This is a genomic window from Pseudomonas sp. Mn2068 (assembly GCF_049319725.1).
GTDB classification, from domain to species: Bacteria; Pseudomonadota; Gammaproteobacteria; order Pseudomonadales; family Pseudomonadaceae; genus Aquipseudomonas; species Aquipseudomonas gingeri.
Genome location: NZ_JBMOUG010000010.1, coordinates 1 through 17,209, shown reverse-complemented (window position 1 = coordinate 17,209; position 17,209 = coordinate 1). Strand labels below are relative to the sequence as shown.

Sequence of the window (17,209 nt, the reverse complement as noted above, 5' to 3'; positions counted from 1 at the left end):
CCCCGGCGCCACAAGCCACTAGAGGATCGGCGAGATCAACCGGGCGACCCGCATGCCGAGCTGTTGCAGGCGGTGGGTTTCCCGGCTGTCTTCGCGGGTCACCTCCCGGGCCAGGTCGAAGTCCTTCAAGAGCATGTTTTCCACCTCGCTGGCGAAGGCTTCGTCGACCGTCAGCAGCATCAATTCGAAATTCAGCCGGAACGAGCGGTTGTCCAGGTTGGCGCTGCCGATGGCGCTGATTTCGTTGTCCACCAGCACCACCTTCTGGTGCAGGAACCCCGGGCCATAGCGGAACACCCGGACCCCGGCGCGCACCGCTTCGAAGGCATAGAGGCTGGAGGCGGCGTAGACGATCCGGTGATCCGGCCGCGAGGGTAGCAGCAGGCGGACGTCGACGCCGCGCAGCACCGCCAGGCGCAGGGCGGCGAACACGGCTTCGTCGGGGATGAAGTAGGGGCTGGTGATCCAGACCCGCTCCCGGGCGGCGTGGATCGCCTCGACGAAGAACAGCGAGCAGGTTTCGAAGGGATCGGCCGGCCCGCTGGCGAGCAGTTGGCAGAGCACGCCGTCATCCGGATAGGCATCCGGCAGGATCAGCGGCGGCAACTGTCGCGAAGCCCAGAACCAGTCCTCGGCGAACGACTCCTGCAGGCAGGCCACCACCGGGCCGCTGACCTGCACATGGGTATCGCGCCAGGGTGACAGCGGCGGCCTGGAGCCGAGGTATTCATCACCGACGTTATGTCCGCCGACAAAGCCGGTCAGGCCATCGACCACCACCACCTTGCGGTGATTGCGGAAATTCACTTGGAACCGGTTGAGCCAGCCGCTGCGGGTGGCAAAGGCCTTCACCCGCACACCGCCCTCGCGCAGGACGTCAGCGTAGCCGTGGGGCAGGGCATGGCTGCCGATGCCGTCATACAGCAGGTAGACCTCGACGCCTTCGGCGGCCTTTTCCAGCAGCAGGCTTTGCAGGCGACGCCCGAGCTTGTCGTCGTGGACGATGAAAAACTGCACCAGCACGGCATGTCGGGCCTGGCCGATGGCCTGGAAAATCGCCTCGAAGGTGGCTTCGCCATTGATCAGCAGGCGGACCTGGTTATTCGCCAGGCACGGCATGCGACCGAGCTTGGGCATTGCCCGCAGCGCGGCATAGGCCTGGGAGTTGCGGGCGGTGAGCGCTTCCTCGACCCAGGGGCGCCAGTTCAGGTCGGCGATGGCCTTGCGCATTTCCACGTTGGCCTGGCGCCGGGCCTTGATATAGGCGTCGAAGGTGCTACGGCCGAAGACCAGGTAGGGAATCAGCGTCAGATAGGGAATGAAGATCAGCGACAGGGCCCAGGCAATCGAGCCCTGTGCGGTGCGCACGGTCAGCACGGCGTGGATTGCCGCGATGGTCCCGAGTGAATGAATCAGTGCGATCAGATAGCCGAAAACATGGGGGCCAAAATAATCCATAAGCTCCAGGTCCTGATTTCCCAATGCCTAACAGACCATGTTCCATCACGATTGTCGCTATTTAATTCATCACGCAACCCAAGCATCATTCTGACGTCTAAGCAGGACAATTCTCTAGGAGCAATACGATGAACCTTCGTCTGCCGGGTCTGGCCATCGCCTGTGCCTTCGTGATTCCCGTCGCCCAGGCGCAAGTGCTGCAGCCCGGTTTGTGGGAGCTGACCTCAAGCAATGTGCAGGTCGAAAACCAGTCGCTGGATGTCGGCATGCTGCTCGGCGTGCTCAAGCAGAACACCACGCCGGAGCAGCGGGCGGCCCTGGAAAAGCAGGGCATCAATCTGGGCGGGCAGGGTGTCCGGATGTGCCTGACCCCACAGCAGGTGGCTTCCGACTCGATTCCGCTGACCGATCCGCAGTCCGGCTGCAGCCAGCAGATTACCGAGCGCAACGGCCCGAACTGGAAGTTCAGGTTCAGCTGTCCGAAGGCCCAGGGGGCGGGCACGGCGCACTTTGTCAGTGATCGCGAGTTCACCACCCAGGTCAGCGGCACCTTCAATGCCACGGGTGTCCAGCAGAACGGCAGCATGGACACCAAGGCCGTCTGGCTGGGGCAGGATTGCGGCGTGGTCAAGCCCCGTTCCTGATCGCCTTGCAGGCAGCAACGGGCCTTGTGGGAGGGGGCTTGCCCCCGAAGAGGGCCGTGAGGGCACTAAAAGCTTCGGGGGCGAGCCCCCTCCCACAGAAGTCCGGTGACAAGGTCACGAAGCCAGGAGTTGCAACGCCGCCTCGACGCCCATCGTCCCCAGGTCTTCGCCCTGCCGGCTGCGCACGCTGACCTGCTGCGCGGCCTTTTCCTTCTCACCCACCACCAGCAGGTACGGCACCTTCTGCAGGCTGTGCTCGCGGATCTTGTAGCCGACCTTCTCGTTGCGCAGGTCGGCGACGACGCGGACACCACGGCGCTTCAGCTCCTCGGCGACCTCCCGGGCATAGTCGGCCTGGCCCTCGCTGATATTCAGCACCACCGCCTGGCGGGGTGCCAGCCATAGCGGCAGGGCACCGCTGTAGTGCTCGATCAGGATCCCGATAAACCGTTCCAGCGAGCCGAACAGCGCCCGATGCAACATCACCGGCCGCTGGCGCTCGCCGTTTTCGCCGATGTAGCCGATGTCGAAACGCTCCGGCAGGTTGAGGTCCACCTGCAAGGTCCCGCACTGCCAGTCGCGGCCGATGGCATCGCGCAACACGAATTCCAGCTTCGGCCCATAGAAGGCGCCTTCGCCGGGATTGAGCCGGTACTCGATCCCCATCCGTCCCAGGGCGCCGATCAGCGCACCTTCCAGCTGGTCCCAGGTCTCGTCGCTGCCGATGCGATTGAGCGGGCGGGTCGACAGCTTCACCACGACATCCTCGAAGCCGAACTCGCGATAGATATCGAACACCAGGGCAATCGCCGTTTCGCATTCGGCCTGCATCTGCGCCGGGGTGCAGAAGATATGCGCGTCGTCCTGGGTGAAGTGGCGTACCCGCAGCAGTCCGTGCAAGGCCCCGGACGGTTCGTAGCGATGCACCTTGCCGAACTCGGCGATCCGCAGCGGCAGGTCGCGGTAGCTCTTCAGGCCGTGGCCGAAGATCGACACCGCGCCGGGGCAGTTCATCGGCTTGAGGGCGAATACCCGCTCATCCTCGGTCGTGGTGGTGAACATGTGATCGCGGTAGTTCTGCCAGTGCCCGGAGGTTTCCCACAGGCCCCGGTCCATGACATCCGGGGTATTCACTTCGACATAGCCGGCCTGTTCCTGGCGTTGGCGCATATAGCCGATCAGTTGCTGGAACAGGGTCCAGCCCTTGGCATGCCAGAACACCGATCCCGGCGCGCAATCGTCGAAGTGAAACAGGTCCAGTTGTGCGCCGAGCTTGCGGTGGTCGCGCTTGCCGGCCTCTTCCAGGCGGGTGAGGTAGGCCTTGAGGTCCGCAGGCCGGGCCCAGCAGGTGCCGTAGATCCGTTGCAGCGGTGCATTGTTCGCATCGCCGCGCCAGTAGGCGCCGGCCACCTTGGTCAGCTTGAACGCCTGGAGGATGCCGGTCGAAGGTACGTGGGGGCCACGGCACAGGTCCTCGAAATCGCCCTGGCGGTACAGCGACAGCGTTTCCCCTTCCGGTATCGCCCGGATCAGCTCGGCCTTGTAGTGCTCGCCCAGGGCTTCGAAGTACTCGATGGCTTCGGCGCGCGGCAAGGTGCGTCGGCGTATCGAATGATTGGTCGCGGCCAGGGCCTGCATCCGCGCTTCGATCAGTTCCAGGTCTTTGGGGGTGAAGGGCCGTTCGTAGGCGAAGTCATAGAAAAAGCCGTCTTCGATCACCGGGCCGATGGTCACCTGGGCCGAGGGATACAGTTGCTTGACCGCCATCGCCAGCAGGTGCGCGCAGGAGTGCCGGAGTATTTCCAGGCCTTCGTCGTCCCGTCCGGTGACGATACTCACGCGCGCATCCCGCTCGATCAGGGTGGCGCAATCCACCAGGTTGCCGTCGACCCGGCCGGCCACCGCCGCCTTGGCCAGGCCGAGGCCGATGCTGGCGGCCACTTCGAAGACCGAGAGCGGCTGGTCGTACTCGCGCTGCGAGCCGTCGGGGAGGGTGATGCGGATCATCGAGGGGTGTCCTTGGTCGATCAGGCGATAAAGGTGGATCAGCGAAGAAACTGCAGGGGCTGGCCCTGGCAGTTGTCATGGATCTGTCCGGCATGCCAGGCGATCTGCCCGGACACCACCGTGGTGCCGACGTGATGACGAAAGCTGCGTTCGACAAACGGGGTCCAGCCGCACTGGTAGAGAATCGGTTCGTTACTGACCGCGCGGTTCACCGGCTGACGGTTCATCAGCACCAGGTCGGCCCAGTAGCCTTCGCGCAGGTAGCCGCGCTCGGGAATGGCGAACAGGTCGGCAACCCGGTGGCTGGTCTTTGCCACCAGGGTGGTCAGCGGCAGGACCTTGGCCGCCACCAGCTCCATCAGCGCCGGCAGCGCGTGCTGGACCAGCGGCAAGCCGGAAGGTGCTTCGCTGTAGGGCCGCTGTTTTTCTTCCCAGGTGTGCGGTGCGTGATCGCTGCCGATCACATCCAGGCGGTTGCTCAGCAGCGCTTCGCGCAAGGCGTCGCGATCCGACTGGTGCTTGATCGCCGGATTGCATTTGATCAGGTTGCCCAGGCGCGGGTAGTCGCGGTCATCGAATAGCAGGTGATGCAGGCAGACCTCGGCGGTGATGCGTTTTTCGCTCAGCGGCTTGTTTTCGAACAGTGCCAGTTCGCGCTCGCTGGTCAGGTGCAGGACATGCAGGCGGGTGCCATGTCGCCTGGCCAGCTCGACCGCCAGCGACGAGGAGCGATAACAGGCCTCGGCGTTGCGGATCAGCGGATGGGCGCCGGGCGGGATCATGTCGCCGAACAGTTCGCGCAGATTGTCCATGCGCTGGTCGATGGTCGGCGTGTGTTCGCAATGCGCCAGCAGGATGGTCGGGACCTCGGCGAACAGCCGTTCGAGCACCCGTGGGTCGTCCACCAGCATATTGCCCGTCGAGGCGCCCATGAACACCTTGACCCCGGCCACCTGCCGCGGATCGAGGGCCGCCACGGTGTCGAGGTTGTCGTTGCTGACACCGAAATGAAAACCGTAGTTGGCCACCGAGTTGATCGCCGCCCGCCGCTTCTTGTCGGCCAGGGCGTCGAGGGTCAGGGTCGCCGGCCGGGTGTTGGGCATGTCCATGTAGCTGGTGATGCCGCCGGCCACTGCCGCCCGGGATTCGGTATGGATGCTGCCCTTGTGCGGCGCGCCGGGATCGCGGAAATGCACCTGGTCGTCGATCATTCCCGGCAGCAGCCAGTCGCCGGCCGCGTCGATTTCCCGGTCGGCGCTGGCATTGCTGATCTGTGGGGCAATATGTTCGATGCGGCCGTTGAGCACCCGGACATCGGCGTCGAACTCACGGCCCTCGTTCACCACGCGGGCATTGCGGATCAGCAGGCTGCTCATGTTCAGAACTCGTTTTGCAGGGCCTTGTAGCCCCGGACCAGATCGACGTTGGTGCGCGCCACATCCTCGGAAAATTCCGAGGCACTGACACTCACCGGAGGGAACTGCGACAGGTCGGTGCTTGGCCCGATGCGGGTGGTGGAGGGCACATAGAAACCAGGGGGCAGGTCGCGACCGTCGACCACCGAGTTGTGCCGCACCACGCTGCCGTCACCCACCGCGCAGTTGAACAGCACGCTGTTGAAACCGATGAAGACCCGGTTGCCGACCGTGCAGGGGCCGTGGACGATCGAACGGTGGGCGATGGAGGTGAACTCGCCGATGGTCACCGCCGCGCCGGACTTGGAGTGGATCACCACGCCGTCCTGGATATTCGAGTTGGCGCCGATGACGATGGGGTCCATCTCGCCGCGTTCATTCACTTCGTCGGCGCGGATCACCGCGTAGGGGCCGACAAAGACGTTCTCGCCGATCACCACCTTGCCGCAGATGATCGCAGTCTTGTCCACATAGGCGGACTCGGCGATGACCGGCAGGTCGCCGGAAGGGTTCTTGCGAATCATGCAGAGGTCTCCTCGGGGGCGCTGATGACTTCCACCGCGCCACCACGAATCGCGTTGTAGAAACAGTTGGGGCGCCCGGTATGGCAGGCCGGGCCCTGTTGCTCGACCAGCAGCAGGATGGCGTCGCCGTCGCAATCGAGGCGGGCCTCCACCAGGCGCTGGCGATGTCCCGAGCTTTCGCCCTTGCGCCACAGCCGCTGGCGCGAGCGCGACCAGTAGCAGACCTGGCGTTGCTCGAGGGTTTCGGCCAGGGCCTGGCGATTCATCCAGGCGAGCATCAGCACTTCGCCGCTGTCGTGTTGCTGGGCGATGGCGGCGATCAGGCCGTCATCGTTCCACGGCAGTGCCTCGAGCACTGCCGCGAGGGGCCAGCGGCTGCCCGTCGCCGCGCTCTCCAGATCGAGCATCGACAGGGGCGGCCGCGCGGTCATTTGCTCAGCGCCGCGTGCAGGGTGTTCATGTTGTATTCGAACAATCCGGTAAAGGTGCTCGCCGGGCCTTCGGCCGCGAGGGCATCGGAGTACAGGGTGCCGCCGATCTGCGCGCCGCTCTCGTCAGCGATCTGCTTGAGCAGGCGGGCGTCCTTGATGTTCTCCATGAACACGGCCTTGACCTTGTCCTTGCGGATCTGCGTGATCAGCGTGGCGACTTCGGCGGCGGAGGGTTCACGCTCGGTGGACAGGCCCTGGGGAGCGAGGAACTGGATACCGTAGGCCTGGCCCAGGTAACCGAAGGCGTCATGGGAAGTGACGATGCGACGGTTGCCGGCCGGCAGGTTGCCGAGCTTGACCTTGGCTTCGGCCAGCAGGCGATAGATCTGCTTCAGGTAGGCCTGGCTGTTGCGGGTGTAGTCGTCCTTGTTCGCCGGGTCGACCTGGATCAGCGCCTTGGTGATGTTGTTCACGTACAGCTCGGCGTTCGCCAGGTTGTGCCAGGCGTGCGGATCGGGAATGGTCTCGCCGTCCTCTTCCATGGTATGGGAAATCACACCCTTGCTGGCGGTGACCACGGTGGCCTTGGTTTCGGTGCTGGTCACCAGGCGGTCGAGCCAGGGTTCGAAGCCCAGGCCGTTCTTGACGATCAGCTTGGCCTTGAGCAGCGCCTTGGCGTCATCCGGGGTCGGCTCGTAGGTGTGGGCGTCGGCATCCGGGCCGACCATGCCGGTGACCTCGATATGATCGCCGCCGATCTGTTGGGTGATATCTCGCAGGATACTGAAGCTGGCGACCACGGGAAGCTTGTCCGCCGCCTGGGCGCTGGACAGGTTCAATGACAAGGCCAGCATGGAGCTGAACAACACGAGTAAAGCGCGCATCGGGTGACACCTCATTGGGATGTAGGCAAGGGCGGTCGGCGCAGCAGACCGTGCACCGGACCGAAAACCACGGACAGCAGGTAAAAGCCGCCTGCCACCAGCACGATGGCCGGGCCGCTGGGCAGCGAGTAGTAGAACGACAGCAATAATCCGAGGGTGACCGAGACACAGCCGATCAGCGCCGCGATCGCCATCAGCACCGGCAGGCGCCGACTCCAGAAACGCGAGGCGATGGCCGGCAGCATCATCAGGCCGACCACCATCAGCGCACCGATGGCCTGGAAGCCGATCACCAGGTTGAGTACCACCAGGGTCAGGAACACCCCGTGGGCCAACGGGCCGAGGCGGCTGACGGTCTGCAGGAACAGCGGGTCGAGGGTGTCCAGCAGCAGCGGCCGGTAGATCGCCGCCAGCAGCACCAGGCTGATGCTGCAGACCCAGAGCATGCCGGTCAGGGTCGGTCCATCCACCGCCAGCGCCGAGCCGAACAGCAGGTGCAGCAGGTCCAGGCGCTTGCCGGCGATGCCGAGGATCAGCACGCCGCTGGCCAGGGAGATCGGATAGATCGCCGCGAGGCTGGCGTCTTCGCGCAGGCCGGTGCGACGGGTGATCCAGGCCGACAGGCCGGCCATCCCCATGCCCGCGCCGAGGCCGCCGAGGGTCAGGGCCGGCAGGCTCAGCCCGGCGATCCAGAAACCGAGGGCGGCACCCGGCAGGATGCCGTGGGCCACCGCGTCACCGATCAGGCTCATGCGCCGCAGGATCAGGAACACCCCCAGCGGCGCGGTACTGCAGGCCAGCACCAGGCCACCGAGCAACGCCCGGCGCATGAAGACGAAATCCTGGAACGGCTGCCAGAGATGGTGGGCAAACATCAGCATCAGGCCACCCGCGTGATCGGCTGTTGCACGATCAGTTCGGTGCTCGGGGCCAGCACGCAGCCGCTGCTCTTGATTCGCAAGGCGTCGGGGATGTGGTGCCGCACGGAGGCCAGGTCATGGCAGACCACCACCAGCGTGCGACCCGCCGCGTGCCAGGCATGGATATGTTTCCACAGCAGGGCATTGCCATCCTCGTCGAGCGCGGCATGGGGTTCGTCGAGCAGCAGGATCGGCGCTTCGGCCAGGCTCAGGCGGGCGAGCAGGGCGCGTTGCAATTCGCCACCGGACAAGGCCATCAACGGACGGTGCTCCAGGCCGCTCAGGCACCAGTCTTCCAGCACCGCCTCCAGGCGTTCGCTACGTTGCTGCGGCGTCAGCTTGATGCCCCAGAAGCCGGCCGCTACCAGCTCTTGCAGGCTGATGGGAAATTGCCGGTCGAGGTGCTGTTGCTGCGGCAGGAAAGACAGGTTGCCACGGCGTGGAACATCGAGGGTGACCTTGCCCGCCAAGGGTTTTTGCAGCCCGGCGATCACCTTCAGCAGGCTGCTTTTGCCGGTGCCGTTGGCGCCGATCACGCCCGTCAGGCTGCCGGCGGCCAGTTCGAAATCCACCGCGGGCGTGAGGGGTTGGCCCGGTGCGCCCCAGCGCAGGCCTTGGCAGCGGATCATGACTGCCTCCAGTTCCAGCGGCTTTCGGCCACCGCGTCATGGGCGTGCAGGCTTTCGGCATGCACCACCCGCAATTGGAAACCCTGTACCGCCTCCGAGCGCTTGAGCGCCAGGTTGAGACGGCGTGCGGCGTCTTCGCAGAACATCAGGTTCTGGCCGTTGGCGAGGGCAAAGGCCTGCTCGTCCGCGCGTTTCACGGCGGTCTGCACGGCGGTGCCGAGGGCGGCCTCGACGTCGTCGATCAGGGCCTCGAAGGGAAACCGATACGTTTTTTCATCAAGATGAATTTGCAGGTGTGCAATGCTGCGCTGGCTATGCGGTGTAGCGACGATGCCCTGGGTACCGCCGAGCCAGCTGAGGATATCGCTGTGCTCCAGAGGCTTGTTGGCGAAGTCGTTGGCGAATTGTTGCTGGATCAGTTGTCGGGCGAGGGCTGCCGAGCAGGGGCAGGTCGAGGAATAGGCCACGTCAATTTTTAGTTCCACGTGGAACATTCCGTTTTTCAGTTCGGCTAACACACTGACTGGATAGGTTTTCCAGCCGGCCAGCGGACTGACCAACGCCGGGCGCTTGAGCAACAGGTCGGTATGAATGCGCAGGTAGGCGCTGTGGGACAAGCCGTCGTGGCTGTCGAGGAACTGCTGCAGCACCTCACGGATCAGTGCGGGCGTCAGCTCCTGCTGTTCCAGGCGCTCCAGGGCCAGGTACAGGCGCGACATGTGGATGCCACGCGCTTCGCCGTCGTCGAGACTGACGCCGGCGTCGGCTTTCGCATTGAGACGGTGGCCGCCAATTGCGACCGGTAGAGCAATGCCGCACATGCCCACCCACTCAAGGGGCAAGGCTTGCCGGGATGACTGCGCGGCGATATCCGGCAGCGTCAACGCATTCATGAGCAGGTCCATCGTCGGAAATAAAATGACATGTTATATTATAACTATTCGGTCGACGATGCCTTTTTTGCTGGGGCTTTCACACAGCGATATCGAGTACGGACGCTCCCTTAATTTTTGGTTATCGGTTCATGCATAGACGTCAGCTGCTCAATTTCCTGTTGGCCGGTGCGGCCTTCATACCCCTGGGCCTGTCCGCGGCACAGATCCAGAATGCGCGCCTGTGGCGTACCGGCGACAAGCTGCGCCTGGTGCTCGATCTCAGCGGCCCGGTGCAATACAAGACATTTTCCCTGACCTCGCCCGAGCGGCTGATCATCGACCTGAGCGGGGCGAAGCTGACCGGCGATTTCAGTCAGCTGGCCTTGAAGAACACGGTGATCCGTTCGATCCGCTCCGGGCATTTCGGCCAGGGCGACACCCGGATCGTCCTGGACCTGGCGACGCCGATCCAGCTCAACAGCTTCCTGTTGCCGCCCCAGGACGGCCAGGGCCATCGGCTGGTGCTCGACCTGACCAGCAATGGCACCGCCGGCGTGGCGCCGCAGACCCTGGCGGCGGCCTCGGCTCCCCAGGTACGGCAGGAAACCGCGCCCGGCAAGCCGCATCCCAAGCGCGCCATCATGGTGGTGGTCGATCCGGGACATGGCGGCAAGGACCCGGGGGCCCTGGGCTCGAAGGGCCAGCGCGAGAAAGATGTGGTGCTGTCCATCGCCCAACTGCTGGCCAAGCGCCTGAAGCGCGAGAAGGGCTTCGATGTGCGCCTGGTGCGCAACGACGACTTCTTCGTGCCGCTGCGCAAGCGCGTGGAGTTTTCCCGCAAGAACAACGCCGACATGTTTATCTCGGTGCATGCCGACGCCGCGCCACGCATCACCGCGTCGGGTGCCTCGGTGTATTGCCTGTCCGAAGGCGGCGCGACCTCGACCACCGCGCGGTTCATGGCCCAGCGCGAAAACGGCGCCGACCTGATCGGGGCCCAGAGTCTGCTCAACCTCAAGGACAAGGACCCGATGCTGGCCGGGGTGATCCTCGACATGTCGATGAACGCCACCATTGCCGCCAGCCTGCAACTGGGTCACACCGTTCTCGGCAGCCTGGAAGGCATCACCACCCTGCACCAGAAACGCGTGGAGCAGGCCGGCTTCGCGGTGCTGAAGTCGCCGGACGTGCCGTCGATCCTGGTGGAGACCGGCTTCATTTCCAACGTCCGCGACAGCGAACGCCTGGTCACCGCCCGGCACCAGCAGGCGATTGCCGATGGCCTGTTCCAAGGCTTGAAGACCTACTTCGAGAAGAACCCGCCACAGGACAGCTATATCGCCTGGCGGCAACAGCAGGTGCAGGAAGGGTTGGTATAGACCCGTCGCTGCGGGGTGTCTGGATAACCGCTACCCCTGTAGGAGCCGGCTTGCTGGCGATGAGGCCGGCAAGTCTTGCATCGACTGTTCGGCCGCCATCGCCGGCAAGCCGGCTCCTGCACGGGAGGGCGTCATTTCTCGAGGGCGCTAGCAGCCCACCATCCGATCGCAGACAAATTTCCTGCTCAAGCCGCCTGAGCTGGAAAACCGGTTCTGGGTGGTCCAGCCGACGCGCCGGCTGTAGCCCACCCAGGCTTCGCCATCCGAGGCGATGCCGGTGAAGAAGGTCAGTTGCCCGTAGCGGCTGCTGGTCTGCGCCCAGTAGCGCTTGCCGATCACTTCGAACCCCTGCAGGTAAATCGTCTTGCCCACCGTGGCGACGCCATAGGCGTTGCCGGCGGCGTCCTTGCACGCCAGCAGCGTGGCGCTGCGGGTGCAGTTGGTCAGCGGGCCGGGGATCTGCGCCGAGGCGCTGGCGGCAACCAGCAGCAGGCTCAGCAGCGAGCGTTTCAGGACAGGGCGCATCGGCGTTCTCGTGGAAGGTATCGGCTCCAGCATTGCGCCCTTCGTCGTGGCGAGCAAGCGGGGATTGGCTAAATTGCATTGTTATAATATAACATTAAATAAATCCCCGACGCCTGACCTCCCATGACTGAACAAGAACTGCTCGCCCAGCCCGAGGCGGATTACATGAACGATGCGCAGCAAGGGTTCTTCCGCGAGCTGTTGCTGAGCCAGCGCCGTGAGCTGCAGGAGCGTATCAGCGGCGAGTTCGACGTCCTGCGCGAACACGAACCGAGCAGCGATCCGGCGGATATCGGCAGCGCCGAAGAACAGCGGCAATGGCAACTGCGCCTGCTGGAGCGGGAGAAGAAGCTGCTGGACAAGATCGACCAGACCCTCGACAGCCTGGCCCGTGGCGAATACGGCTGGTGCCGCGAGACCGGCGAACCGATTGGTCTCAAGCGCCTGCTGCTGCGGCCCACCGCGAGCCTGTGCATCGAAGCCAAAGAACGTGAAGAGCTGCGCGAACGCCATAAACGGGCGCTTTGACCCGGCCGACCTGATGAGGAATCAACCATGACCCAACGTCTTCCCGTTACCGTGCTGTCCGGTTTTCTCGGCGCCGGTAAAAGTACCCTGCTCAACTATGTCCTGCGCAACCGCGAGAACCTGCGGGTGGCGGTGATCGTCAACGACATGAGCGAGATCAATATCGATGGCAGCGAGGTCCAGCGTGACGTCAGCCTCAACCGCGCCGAGGAAAAACTCGTCGAGATGAGCAACGGCTGCATCTGCTGCACCTTGCGCGAGGACCTGCTGGAAGAGGTCGGCAAGCTCGCCCGCGACGGCCGCTTCGATTACCTGCTGATCGAATCCACCGGTATCTCCGAGCCGCTGCCGGTGGCCGAGACCTTTACCTTTCGCGACGAAGAGGGCCAGAGCCTGGCCGATATCGCCCGGCTCGACACCATGGTCACGGTGGTCGACGGGATGAACTTCCTGCTCGACTACCAGGCCGCGGAAAGCCTGGCTTCCCGTGGCGAGACCCTCGGCGAGGAAGACGAGCGTTCGATCACCGACCTGCTGATCGAGCAGGTCGAGTTTGCCGATGTGATCCTGGTCAGCAAGATCGACCTGATCAGCAGCCAGGAGCGCGAGGAACTGATCGCGATTCTCGAACGCCTGAACTCCCAGGCCGAAATCATCCCGATGGTGATGGGCGAAGTGCCGTTGGCGAAGATCCTCGACACCGGTCGTTTCGACTTCGAGCGCGCGGCCCAGGCCCCCGGCTGGTTGCAGGAGCTGCGCGGCGAACACGTGCCGGAAACCGAGGAATACGGCATCGCCTCCACCGCCTACCGCGCGCGGCGGCCGTTCCATCCCGAGCGTTTCTTCGACTTTATCAACCGGCCCTGGGTGAACGGCAAGCTGCTGCGCTCCAAGGGTTTCTTCTGGCTGGCGAGCAAATACCAGGAGGCGGGCAGCTGGTCCCAGGCCGGCGGGCTGATGCGGCATGGTTTCGCCGGGCGCTGGTGGCGTTTCGTGCCGAAGCAGCACTGGCCGCAGGACGCCGAAAGCACGGCGGCGATCATGCAGAACTGGACCGCCGACACCGGCGATTGCCGTCAGGAGCTGGTGTTTATCGGGCAGAACATCGATTTCGCGCAGATGACCGCGCGCCTCGACACCTGCCTGCTGACCGATGACGAGATGGCCCTGGGGGTCGAAGGCTGGCAACGGTTGCGCGATCCGTTCGGGCCGTGGCACGACGAAGAGGCGGCCGCCTGATGCTGGCGCCGCGCTTGCAGGCGCAGCCATCGGTTCGCCAGGTCCGGGGCGAGGCACCCACCGTACTCGGCGAGATCTTCGAGAATGGCGTCAACCTGGCGGTCTGGCAGCGCCAGTTGCCTAGCCATATCGCCGATTTCGCCCACCTGCTGCTGTCCCTGGGCGAGCCGCTGGCGGAGTCCCTGATCCTGGAGATGGCCGATGACGACGCCATGCCGAATCTGCAGGGGCTGGCGTCGGGCTTCAGTGACCTGGAAGGCTACGAAGGTTTTCTGACCGACGTGTCCTGGCTGGTCAGTGCCTACGCCTGCCTGCTGGGCGCGCGGCGGATCGGCTTGCGCCTGCGGGTGCTGGACAAGGCCATGTGCCCGCGCTTTCACGTCGACCATGTGCCGGTCAGGTTGATCACCACCTACGTCGGGGTGGGCAGCGAATGGTTGGAGGAGGGCGCGATCGATCGCCGGCAGCTGGGCAATCCGGCGGCAGAGCCCACGGCGGCGGCGCTGATCCGCCAGGTGGACAGCGGTGCGGTGGCGTTGCTCAAGGGGGAACGCTGGCATGGCAACGAAGGCTTTGGCCTGGTGCACCGCTCGCCGCAGGTGGCCGAAGGCGGGCGCCGTCTGATCCTGACCCTGGATTGGCTGGCCTGAGCCGCGGTCGCTATGGCGTTTGCCACTGTCCGCCGCTCTGGCCTTCACAGAACGGCCTGAGGTACGCCGCGTCCGTCGCCACGCCGTAATAGTGAATATTCTGGCGGTAAGGCATATTGGCTACCTGGGCGTTGCGGCAGACGCCAAACGAGCCGCCCGGACACTGTTCGACGTATTCGACCTCGACCTTCTGTCCCGGCAGGTTCGGCTGGCAGAAGCCATCGCTGAACAGCTTGGCCGGGATATTGAGGTTTTCCTGGCAGACTTTGACGTCGAGCCGTTCGCCATGGCTGCGGACTACGCAGGCTTGCGCCAGGACCTGGCTCGAACCCAGCGCCAGCAGCAGCCCCAGGCCAATCGACCGCATCATTCATTCACCCCTTCAAGCCTATCGGTCCACTTATGTTGCAGAACATTCCCACGCATGTCATCGCCGGTCCCCTCGGTGCCGGCAAGACCAGCCTGATTCGCCACCTGCTGGCGCAGAAACCCCAGGGCGAGCGGTGGGCGGTGCTGATCAACGAGTTCGGCCAGATCGGCCTCGATGCCGCGCTGCTGACCCGGGCCGACGATGGTATCGCACTGGGCGAGGTGGCTGGCGGTTGCGTGTGTTGCGTCAATGGCGCGCCCTTCCAGGTCGGACTCGGCCGGCTGTTGCGCAAGGCCCGGCCGGACCGACTGTTCATCGAACCCTCCGGCCTCGGTCATCCGGCACAGATTCTCCGGCAGTTGGGGGCGGCGCCCTGGCTCGGGGTCCTGAGCTTGCAGCCCTGTGTACTGTTGCTCGATGCGCGGGCGCTGGCGGCGGGAAAACCCTTGCCCGACTCGCAGCAGGAGGCCCTGGCGCTCGCCGGCCTGCTGCTGTTGAACAAGTCGCAGGGGCTGGACGAGGTTGAACGCGGGCGGGCCCTGGCACGCTTGCCGGAATGTCCGGTGCGCTGGACCGAGCAAGGGGCGTTGGAGCTGGGCGAGTTGTTGGCGCTGGCCGCGCCGCCAGCGGGCGGGGCGCATGAGCCGGGGACATTGCCGGCGGCCCCGGCGAACGTGGTGCTGCCGGCGATCTGGACCGATCCGACCCAGCCGATCTGCCTGGAGCATGTCCAGGAAGGCAACTGGAGCATCGGCTGGCGCTGGCATCCGAGCCAGCAACTGGACCCCGAGCGTGTCCGCCAGTGGTTGTCAGGCCTGGACTGGCTCAGGGCCAAGCTGGTTATCCACAGCCCCGCCGGGTGGGTTTCCAGCAACGCTGTGGATAACTCGTCGTGGCACTGGCAACCCAGTGAATGGCGGCGGGATTCGCGACTTGAGCTGATTTTCGCTGAAAAGCAGGAGATCGAACGGCTGAAGGCGGGAATGGCGGGTTGTCGTTTGCAGGGTTGATCAGGGTGAACGGGATATCGCTATCGCCAGCAAGCCGGCTCCCACAGGTCGGTGTTTCACCGCGGAGATATTGCCTTGACCGGTCCTGGTGGGAGCCGGCTTGCTGGCGATGATGGCAATAAGACCGGCAGCACAATCGCTGGCAAACCAGCGCTAACCCCGACGGTTCAGTGGTGCGACCGGCTGTGGTCCTTGGGGTGATCCTGGCGCCACTGGCTCAGTTCGATCACCTCGGCGCTGGGCAGGTCGGGCTTGGCGTCGAACGGGTAGGGCGGTAGCTCGATCTGCGCACTGTGGGCGCCGAACTGGGTAATGGTACCCACATGACGCTGGTCGCCGGTGACGGTGAATTCGAAGTTGTAGATCCTGGCCAGGCGCCGCCGGCCATTGGCGTCGCGGACGAAGCCGATACGCTTGAGGGCTACCGCGCCGTCGAGCAATTCCAGATCCAGTCGGGCGCAGTGCTGCTTGACCCGCTCCAGGGCCCGTTCGCGCAGGCCGTGGTTGTGCCAGAGCCAGGCTGCGCCGGTCGCCAGCAACATCAGCACGAACATATTTCCCAGGGTCAGCATGAACGCCACTCCAACAAGTTGAGAGCAGCTTAACTGGCTCGCCGGCCTGTCGTACAGGCTCTGTTTCGTCGCATACTGCGCGGCTTGAATCCATCTGCCTTTCGGGAATCCGGAATGAAACGCACTCCTCATCTGCTCGCCATTCAATCCCATGTGGTTTTCGGCCATGCCGGCAACAGTGCGGCGGTTTTTCCCATGCAGCGGGTCGGGGTGAATGTCTGGCCATTGAACACCGTGCAGTTCTCCAACCACACCCAGTACGGGCAGTGGGCCGGGGAGGTGCTGGCGCCCCATCAGATTCCCGAACTGGTGGAGGGCATTGCCGCCATCGGCGAGCTGGGCAACTGCGATGCGGTGCTGTCCGGTTACCTGGGCAGTGCCGCCCAGGGCCGCTCGATTCTCAGCGGTGTGGCGCGGATCAAGGCGGCCAACCCAAAGGCCCTGTACCTGTGTGATCCGGTGATGGGCCATCCGGAGAAGGGTTGCAGCGTGCCGACGGAAGTCAGCGATTTCCTGCTGCAGGAAGCGGCGGCGATGGCCGATATCCTCTGCCCCAACCAACTGGAGCTGGACAGTTTCTGCGGGCGTTCGCCACAGTCGTTGTTCGATTGCCTGGCAATGGCGCGCAGCCTGCTGGCCCGCGGGCCGAAGGTGGTGCTGGTGAAGCACCTGGCCTACCCGGGCAAACCCGAGGACAGCTTCGAAATGCTCCTGGTGACCGCCGAAGGCAACTGGCACCTGCGCCGTCCGTTGCTGGCGTTTCCACGCCAGCCGGTGGGTGTCGGCGACCTGACCTCGGGCCTGTTCCTGGCGCGCGTGCTGCTGGGCGACAGCCTGGTGGCGGCATTCGAGTTCACGGCCGCCGCGGTGCATGAGGTCCTGCTGGAAACCCAGGCCTGCGCCAGTTACGAACTGGAACTGGTGCGCGCCCAGGATCGCATTGCCCATCCACGGGTGCGTTTCGAGGCGTTGCCGATCAGCGTGTAGGGCGCTGTCTGGATCCTGTGGGAGGAAGGCGCTGCCGATCAGCATGTGGGCGCCGTCTGAACCCTGTGGGAGCGGGGGGGGGGGGGGGGGGGGGGGGGGAGGTTGCGGGTGCCGCTTTGTGGGAAGAGGGCCCCACCCAAACAATCCATCCCAAATAACAGG

Annotated in this window: 19 protein-coding genes; 7 read left to right on the top strand and 12 right to left on the bottom strand. The window is 64.6% G+C overall.

All coding sequences use genetic code 11. The features are described 5' to 3' along the window. Positions 1–18 precede the first annotated feature (18 nt). A complete protein-coding gene (cls, locus tag ACL9RJ_RS21555; RefSeq protein WP_177087315.1) occupies positions 19–1,458 on the bottom strand; it encodes a cardiolipin synthase in 1,440 nt (479 codons plus the stop codon). Between the two features lie 128 nt (positions 1,459–1,586). Between cls and ACL9RJ_RS21550 the strand changes: the two genes are divergently transcribed. Beyond that, positions 1,587–2,102, top strand: a complete 516-nt coding sequence (locus tag ACL9RJ_RS21550) for a DUF3617 domain-containing protein (protein WP_017129351.1) — start codon at positions 1,587–1,589, stop codon at positions 2,100–2,102. A gap of 114 nt (positions 2,103–2,216) precedes the next feature. Here the strand turns inward: ACL9RJ_RS21550 and thrS are convergent, their stop codons facing one another. From thrS to folE2, 8 genes are read right to left on the bottom strand one after another with little or no spacing between them, the layout of a single operon-like run. Continuing rightward, the gene (gene thrS / locus ACL9RJ_RS21545; RefSeq protein WP_017129352.1) at positions 2,217–4,109 is read right to left on the bottom strand and encodes a threonine--tRNA ligase; all 1,893 of its coding nucleotides are present in this window, start codon (positions 4,107–4,109) and stop codon (positions 2,217–2,219) included. A gap of 38 nt (positions 4,110–4,147) precedes the next feature. Further along, positions 4,148–5,485, bottom strand: a complete 1,338-nt coding sequence (locus ACL9RJ_RS21540; RefSeq protein WP_422765651.1) for a dihydroorotase — start codon at positions 5,483–5,485, stop codon at positions 4,148–4,150. A gap of 2 nt (positions 5,486–5,487) precedes the next feature. Beyond that, entirely contained in the window at positions 5,488–6,048 is a 561-nt protein-coding gene (locus ACL9RJ_RS21535; RefSeq protein WP_017129354.1) for a carbonate dehydratase, read from the bottom strand. Then, positions 6,045–6,479: a phosphoribosyl-AMP cyclohydrolase gene (hisI, locus tag ACL9RJ_RS21530; RefSeq protein WP_103032611.1), complete on the bottom strand. Its 435-nt coding sequence runs from the start codon at positions 6,477–6,479 to the stop codon at positions 6,045–6,047. The genes ACL9RJ_RS21535 and hisI overlap by 4 nt, the downstream gene beginning before the upstream one ends. Further along, positions 6,476–7,363: a metal ABC transporter substrate-binding protein gene (locus tag ACL9RJ_RS21525; RefSeq protein WP_017129356.1), complete on the bottom strand. Its 888-nt coding sequence runs from the start codon at positions 7,361–7,363 to the stop codon at positions 6,476–6,478. The genes hisI and ACL9RJ_RS21525 overlap by 4 nt, the downstream gene beginning before the upstream one ends. A gap of 11 nt (positions 7,364–7,374) precedes the next feature. Then, positions 7,375–8,241: a metal ABC transporter permease gene (locus ACL9RJ_RS21520; RefSeq protein WP_042937065.1), complete on the bottom strand. Its 867-nt coding sequence runs from the start codon at positions 8,239–8,241 to the stop codon at positions 7,375–7,377. 2 nt (positions 8,242–8,243) lie between these two features. Next, positions 8,244–8,912 (bottom strand): metal ABC transporter ATP-binding protein, encoded by a 669-nt coding sequence (locus ACL9RJ_RS21515; RefSeq protein ID WP_177108977.1) that lies wholly within the window; start codon positions 8,910–8,912, stop codon positions 8,244–8,246. After that, positions 8,909–9,805, bottom strand: a complete 897-nt coding sequence (folE2, locus tag ACL9RJ_RS21510; protein WP_177108978.1) for a GTP cyclohydrolase FolE2 — start codon at positions 9,803–9,805, stop codon at positions 8,909–8,911. Before folE2 ends, ACL9RJ_RS21515 begins: the two co-directional genes overlap by 4 nt. A gap of 131 nt (positions 9,806–9,936) precedes the next feature. On the opposite strand from folE2, the gene ACL9RJ_RS21505 reads away from it, so the two are divergent. Beyond that, positions 9,937–11,166, top strand: a complete 1,230-nt coding sequence (locus tag ACL9RJ_RS21505) for an N-acetylmuramoyl-L-alanine amidase (protein WP_422765650.1) — start codon at positions 9,937–9,939, stop codon at positions 11,164–11,166. Between the two features lie 147 nt (positions 11,167–11,313). Here ACL9RJ_RS21505 and ACL9RJ_RS21500 read toward each other — a convergent pair whose 3' ends face one another. Continuing rightward, the gene (locus tag ACL9RJ_RS21500) at positions 11,314–11,691 is read right to left on the bottom strand and encodes a glutamine synthetase (RefSeq protein WP_177087309.1); all 378 of its coding nucleotides are present in this window, start codon (positions 11,689–11,691) and stop codon (positions 11,314–11,316) included. Positions 11,692–11,814: 123 nt separating this feature from the next. On the opposite strand from ACL9RJ_RS21500, the gene dksA reads away from it, so the two are divergent. The 3 genes from dksA to ACL9RJ_RS21485 are packed head-to-tail and all read left to right on the top strand — an operon-like array spanning position 11,815 to position 14,108. Then, positions 11,815–12,219, top strand: a complete 405-nt coding sequence (dksA, locus tag ACL9RJ_RS21495; RefSeq protein ID WP_017129362.1) for an RNA polymerase-binding protein DksA — start codon at positions 11,815–11,817, stop codon at positions 12,217–12,219. Positions 12,220–12,246: 27 nt separating this feature from the next. Then, the gene (gene zigA / locus ACL9RJ_RS21490; RefSeq protein ID WP_177087307.1) at positions 12,247–13,458 is read left to right on the top strand and encodes a zinc metallochaperone GTPase ZigA; all 1,212 of its coding nucleotides are present in this window, start codon (positions 12,247–12,249) and stop codon (positions 13,456–13,458) included. Next, entirely contained in the window at positions 13,458–14,108 is a 651-nt protein-coding gene (locus tag ACL9RJ_RS21485; RefSeq protein ID WP_422765649.1) for a DUF1826 domain-containing protein, read from the top strand. The genes zigA and ACL9RJ_RS21485 overlap by 1 nt, the downstream gene beginning before the upstream one ends. A gap of 10 nt (positions 14,109–14,118) precedes the next feature. Here ACL9RJ_RS21485 and ACL9RJ_RS21480 read toward each other — a convergent pair whose 3' ends face one another. Further along, a complete protein-coding gene (locus ACL9RJ_RS21480) occupies positions 14,119–14,475 on the bottom strand; it encodes a hypothetical protein (RefSeq protein ID WP_042937067.1) in 357 nt (118 codons plus the stop codon). Between the two features lie 35 nt (positions 14,476–14,510). Here ACL9RJ_RS21480 and ACL9RJ_RS21475 point away from each other — a divergent pair, with 35 nt between their 5' ends. Further along, positions 14,511–15,488, top strand: coding sequence for a CobW family GTP-binding protein (locus ACL9RJ_RS21475; protein WP_422765648.1), 978 nt, complete (start codon positions 14,511–14,513; stop codon positions 15,486–15,488). A 167-nt stretch (positions 15,489–15,655) separates the two neighbouring features. On the opposite strand, the gene ACL9RJ_RS21470 is transcribed toward ACL9RJ_RS21475, so the two are convergent. Continuing rightward, positions 15,656–16,060: a DUF3301 domain-containing protein gene (locus ACL9RJ_RS21470; RefSeq protein WP_017129367.1), complete on the bottom strand. Its 405-nt coding sequence runs from the start codon at positions 16,058–16,060 to the stop codon at positions 15,656–15,658. A gap of 114 nt (positions 16,061–16,174) precedes the next feature. Between ACL9RJ_RS21470 and pdxY the strand changes: the two genes are divergently transcribed. Beyond that, positions 16,175–17,047: a pyridoxal kinase PdxY gene (pdxY, locus tag ACL9RJ_RS21465; protein ID WP_017129368.1), complete on the top strand. Its 873-nt coding sequence runs from the start codon at positions 16,175–16,177 to the stop codon at positions 17,045–17,047. Positions 17,048–17,209: the final 162 nt, after the last annotated feature.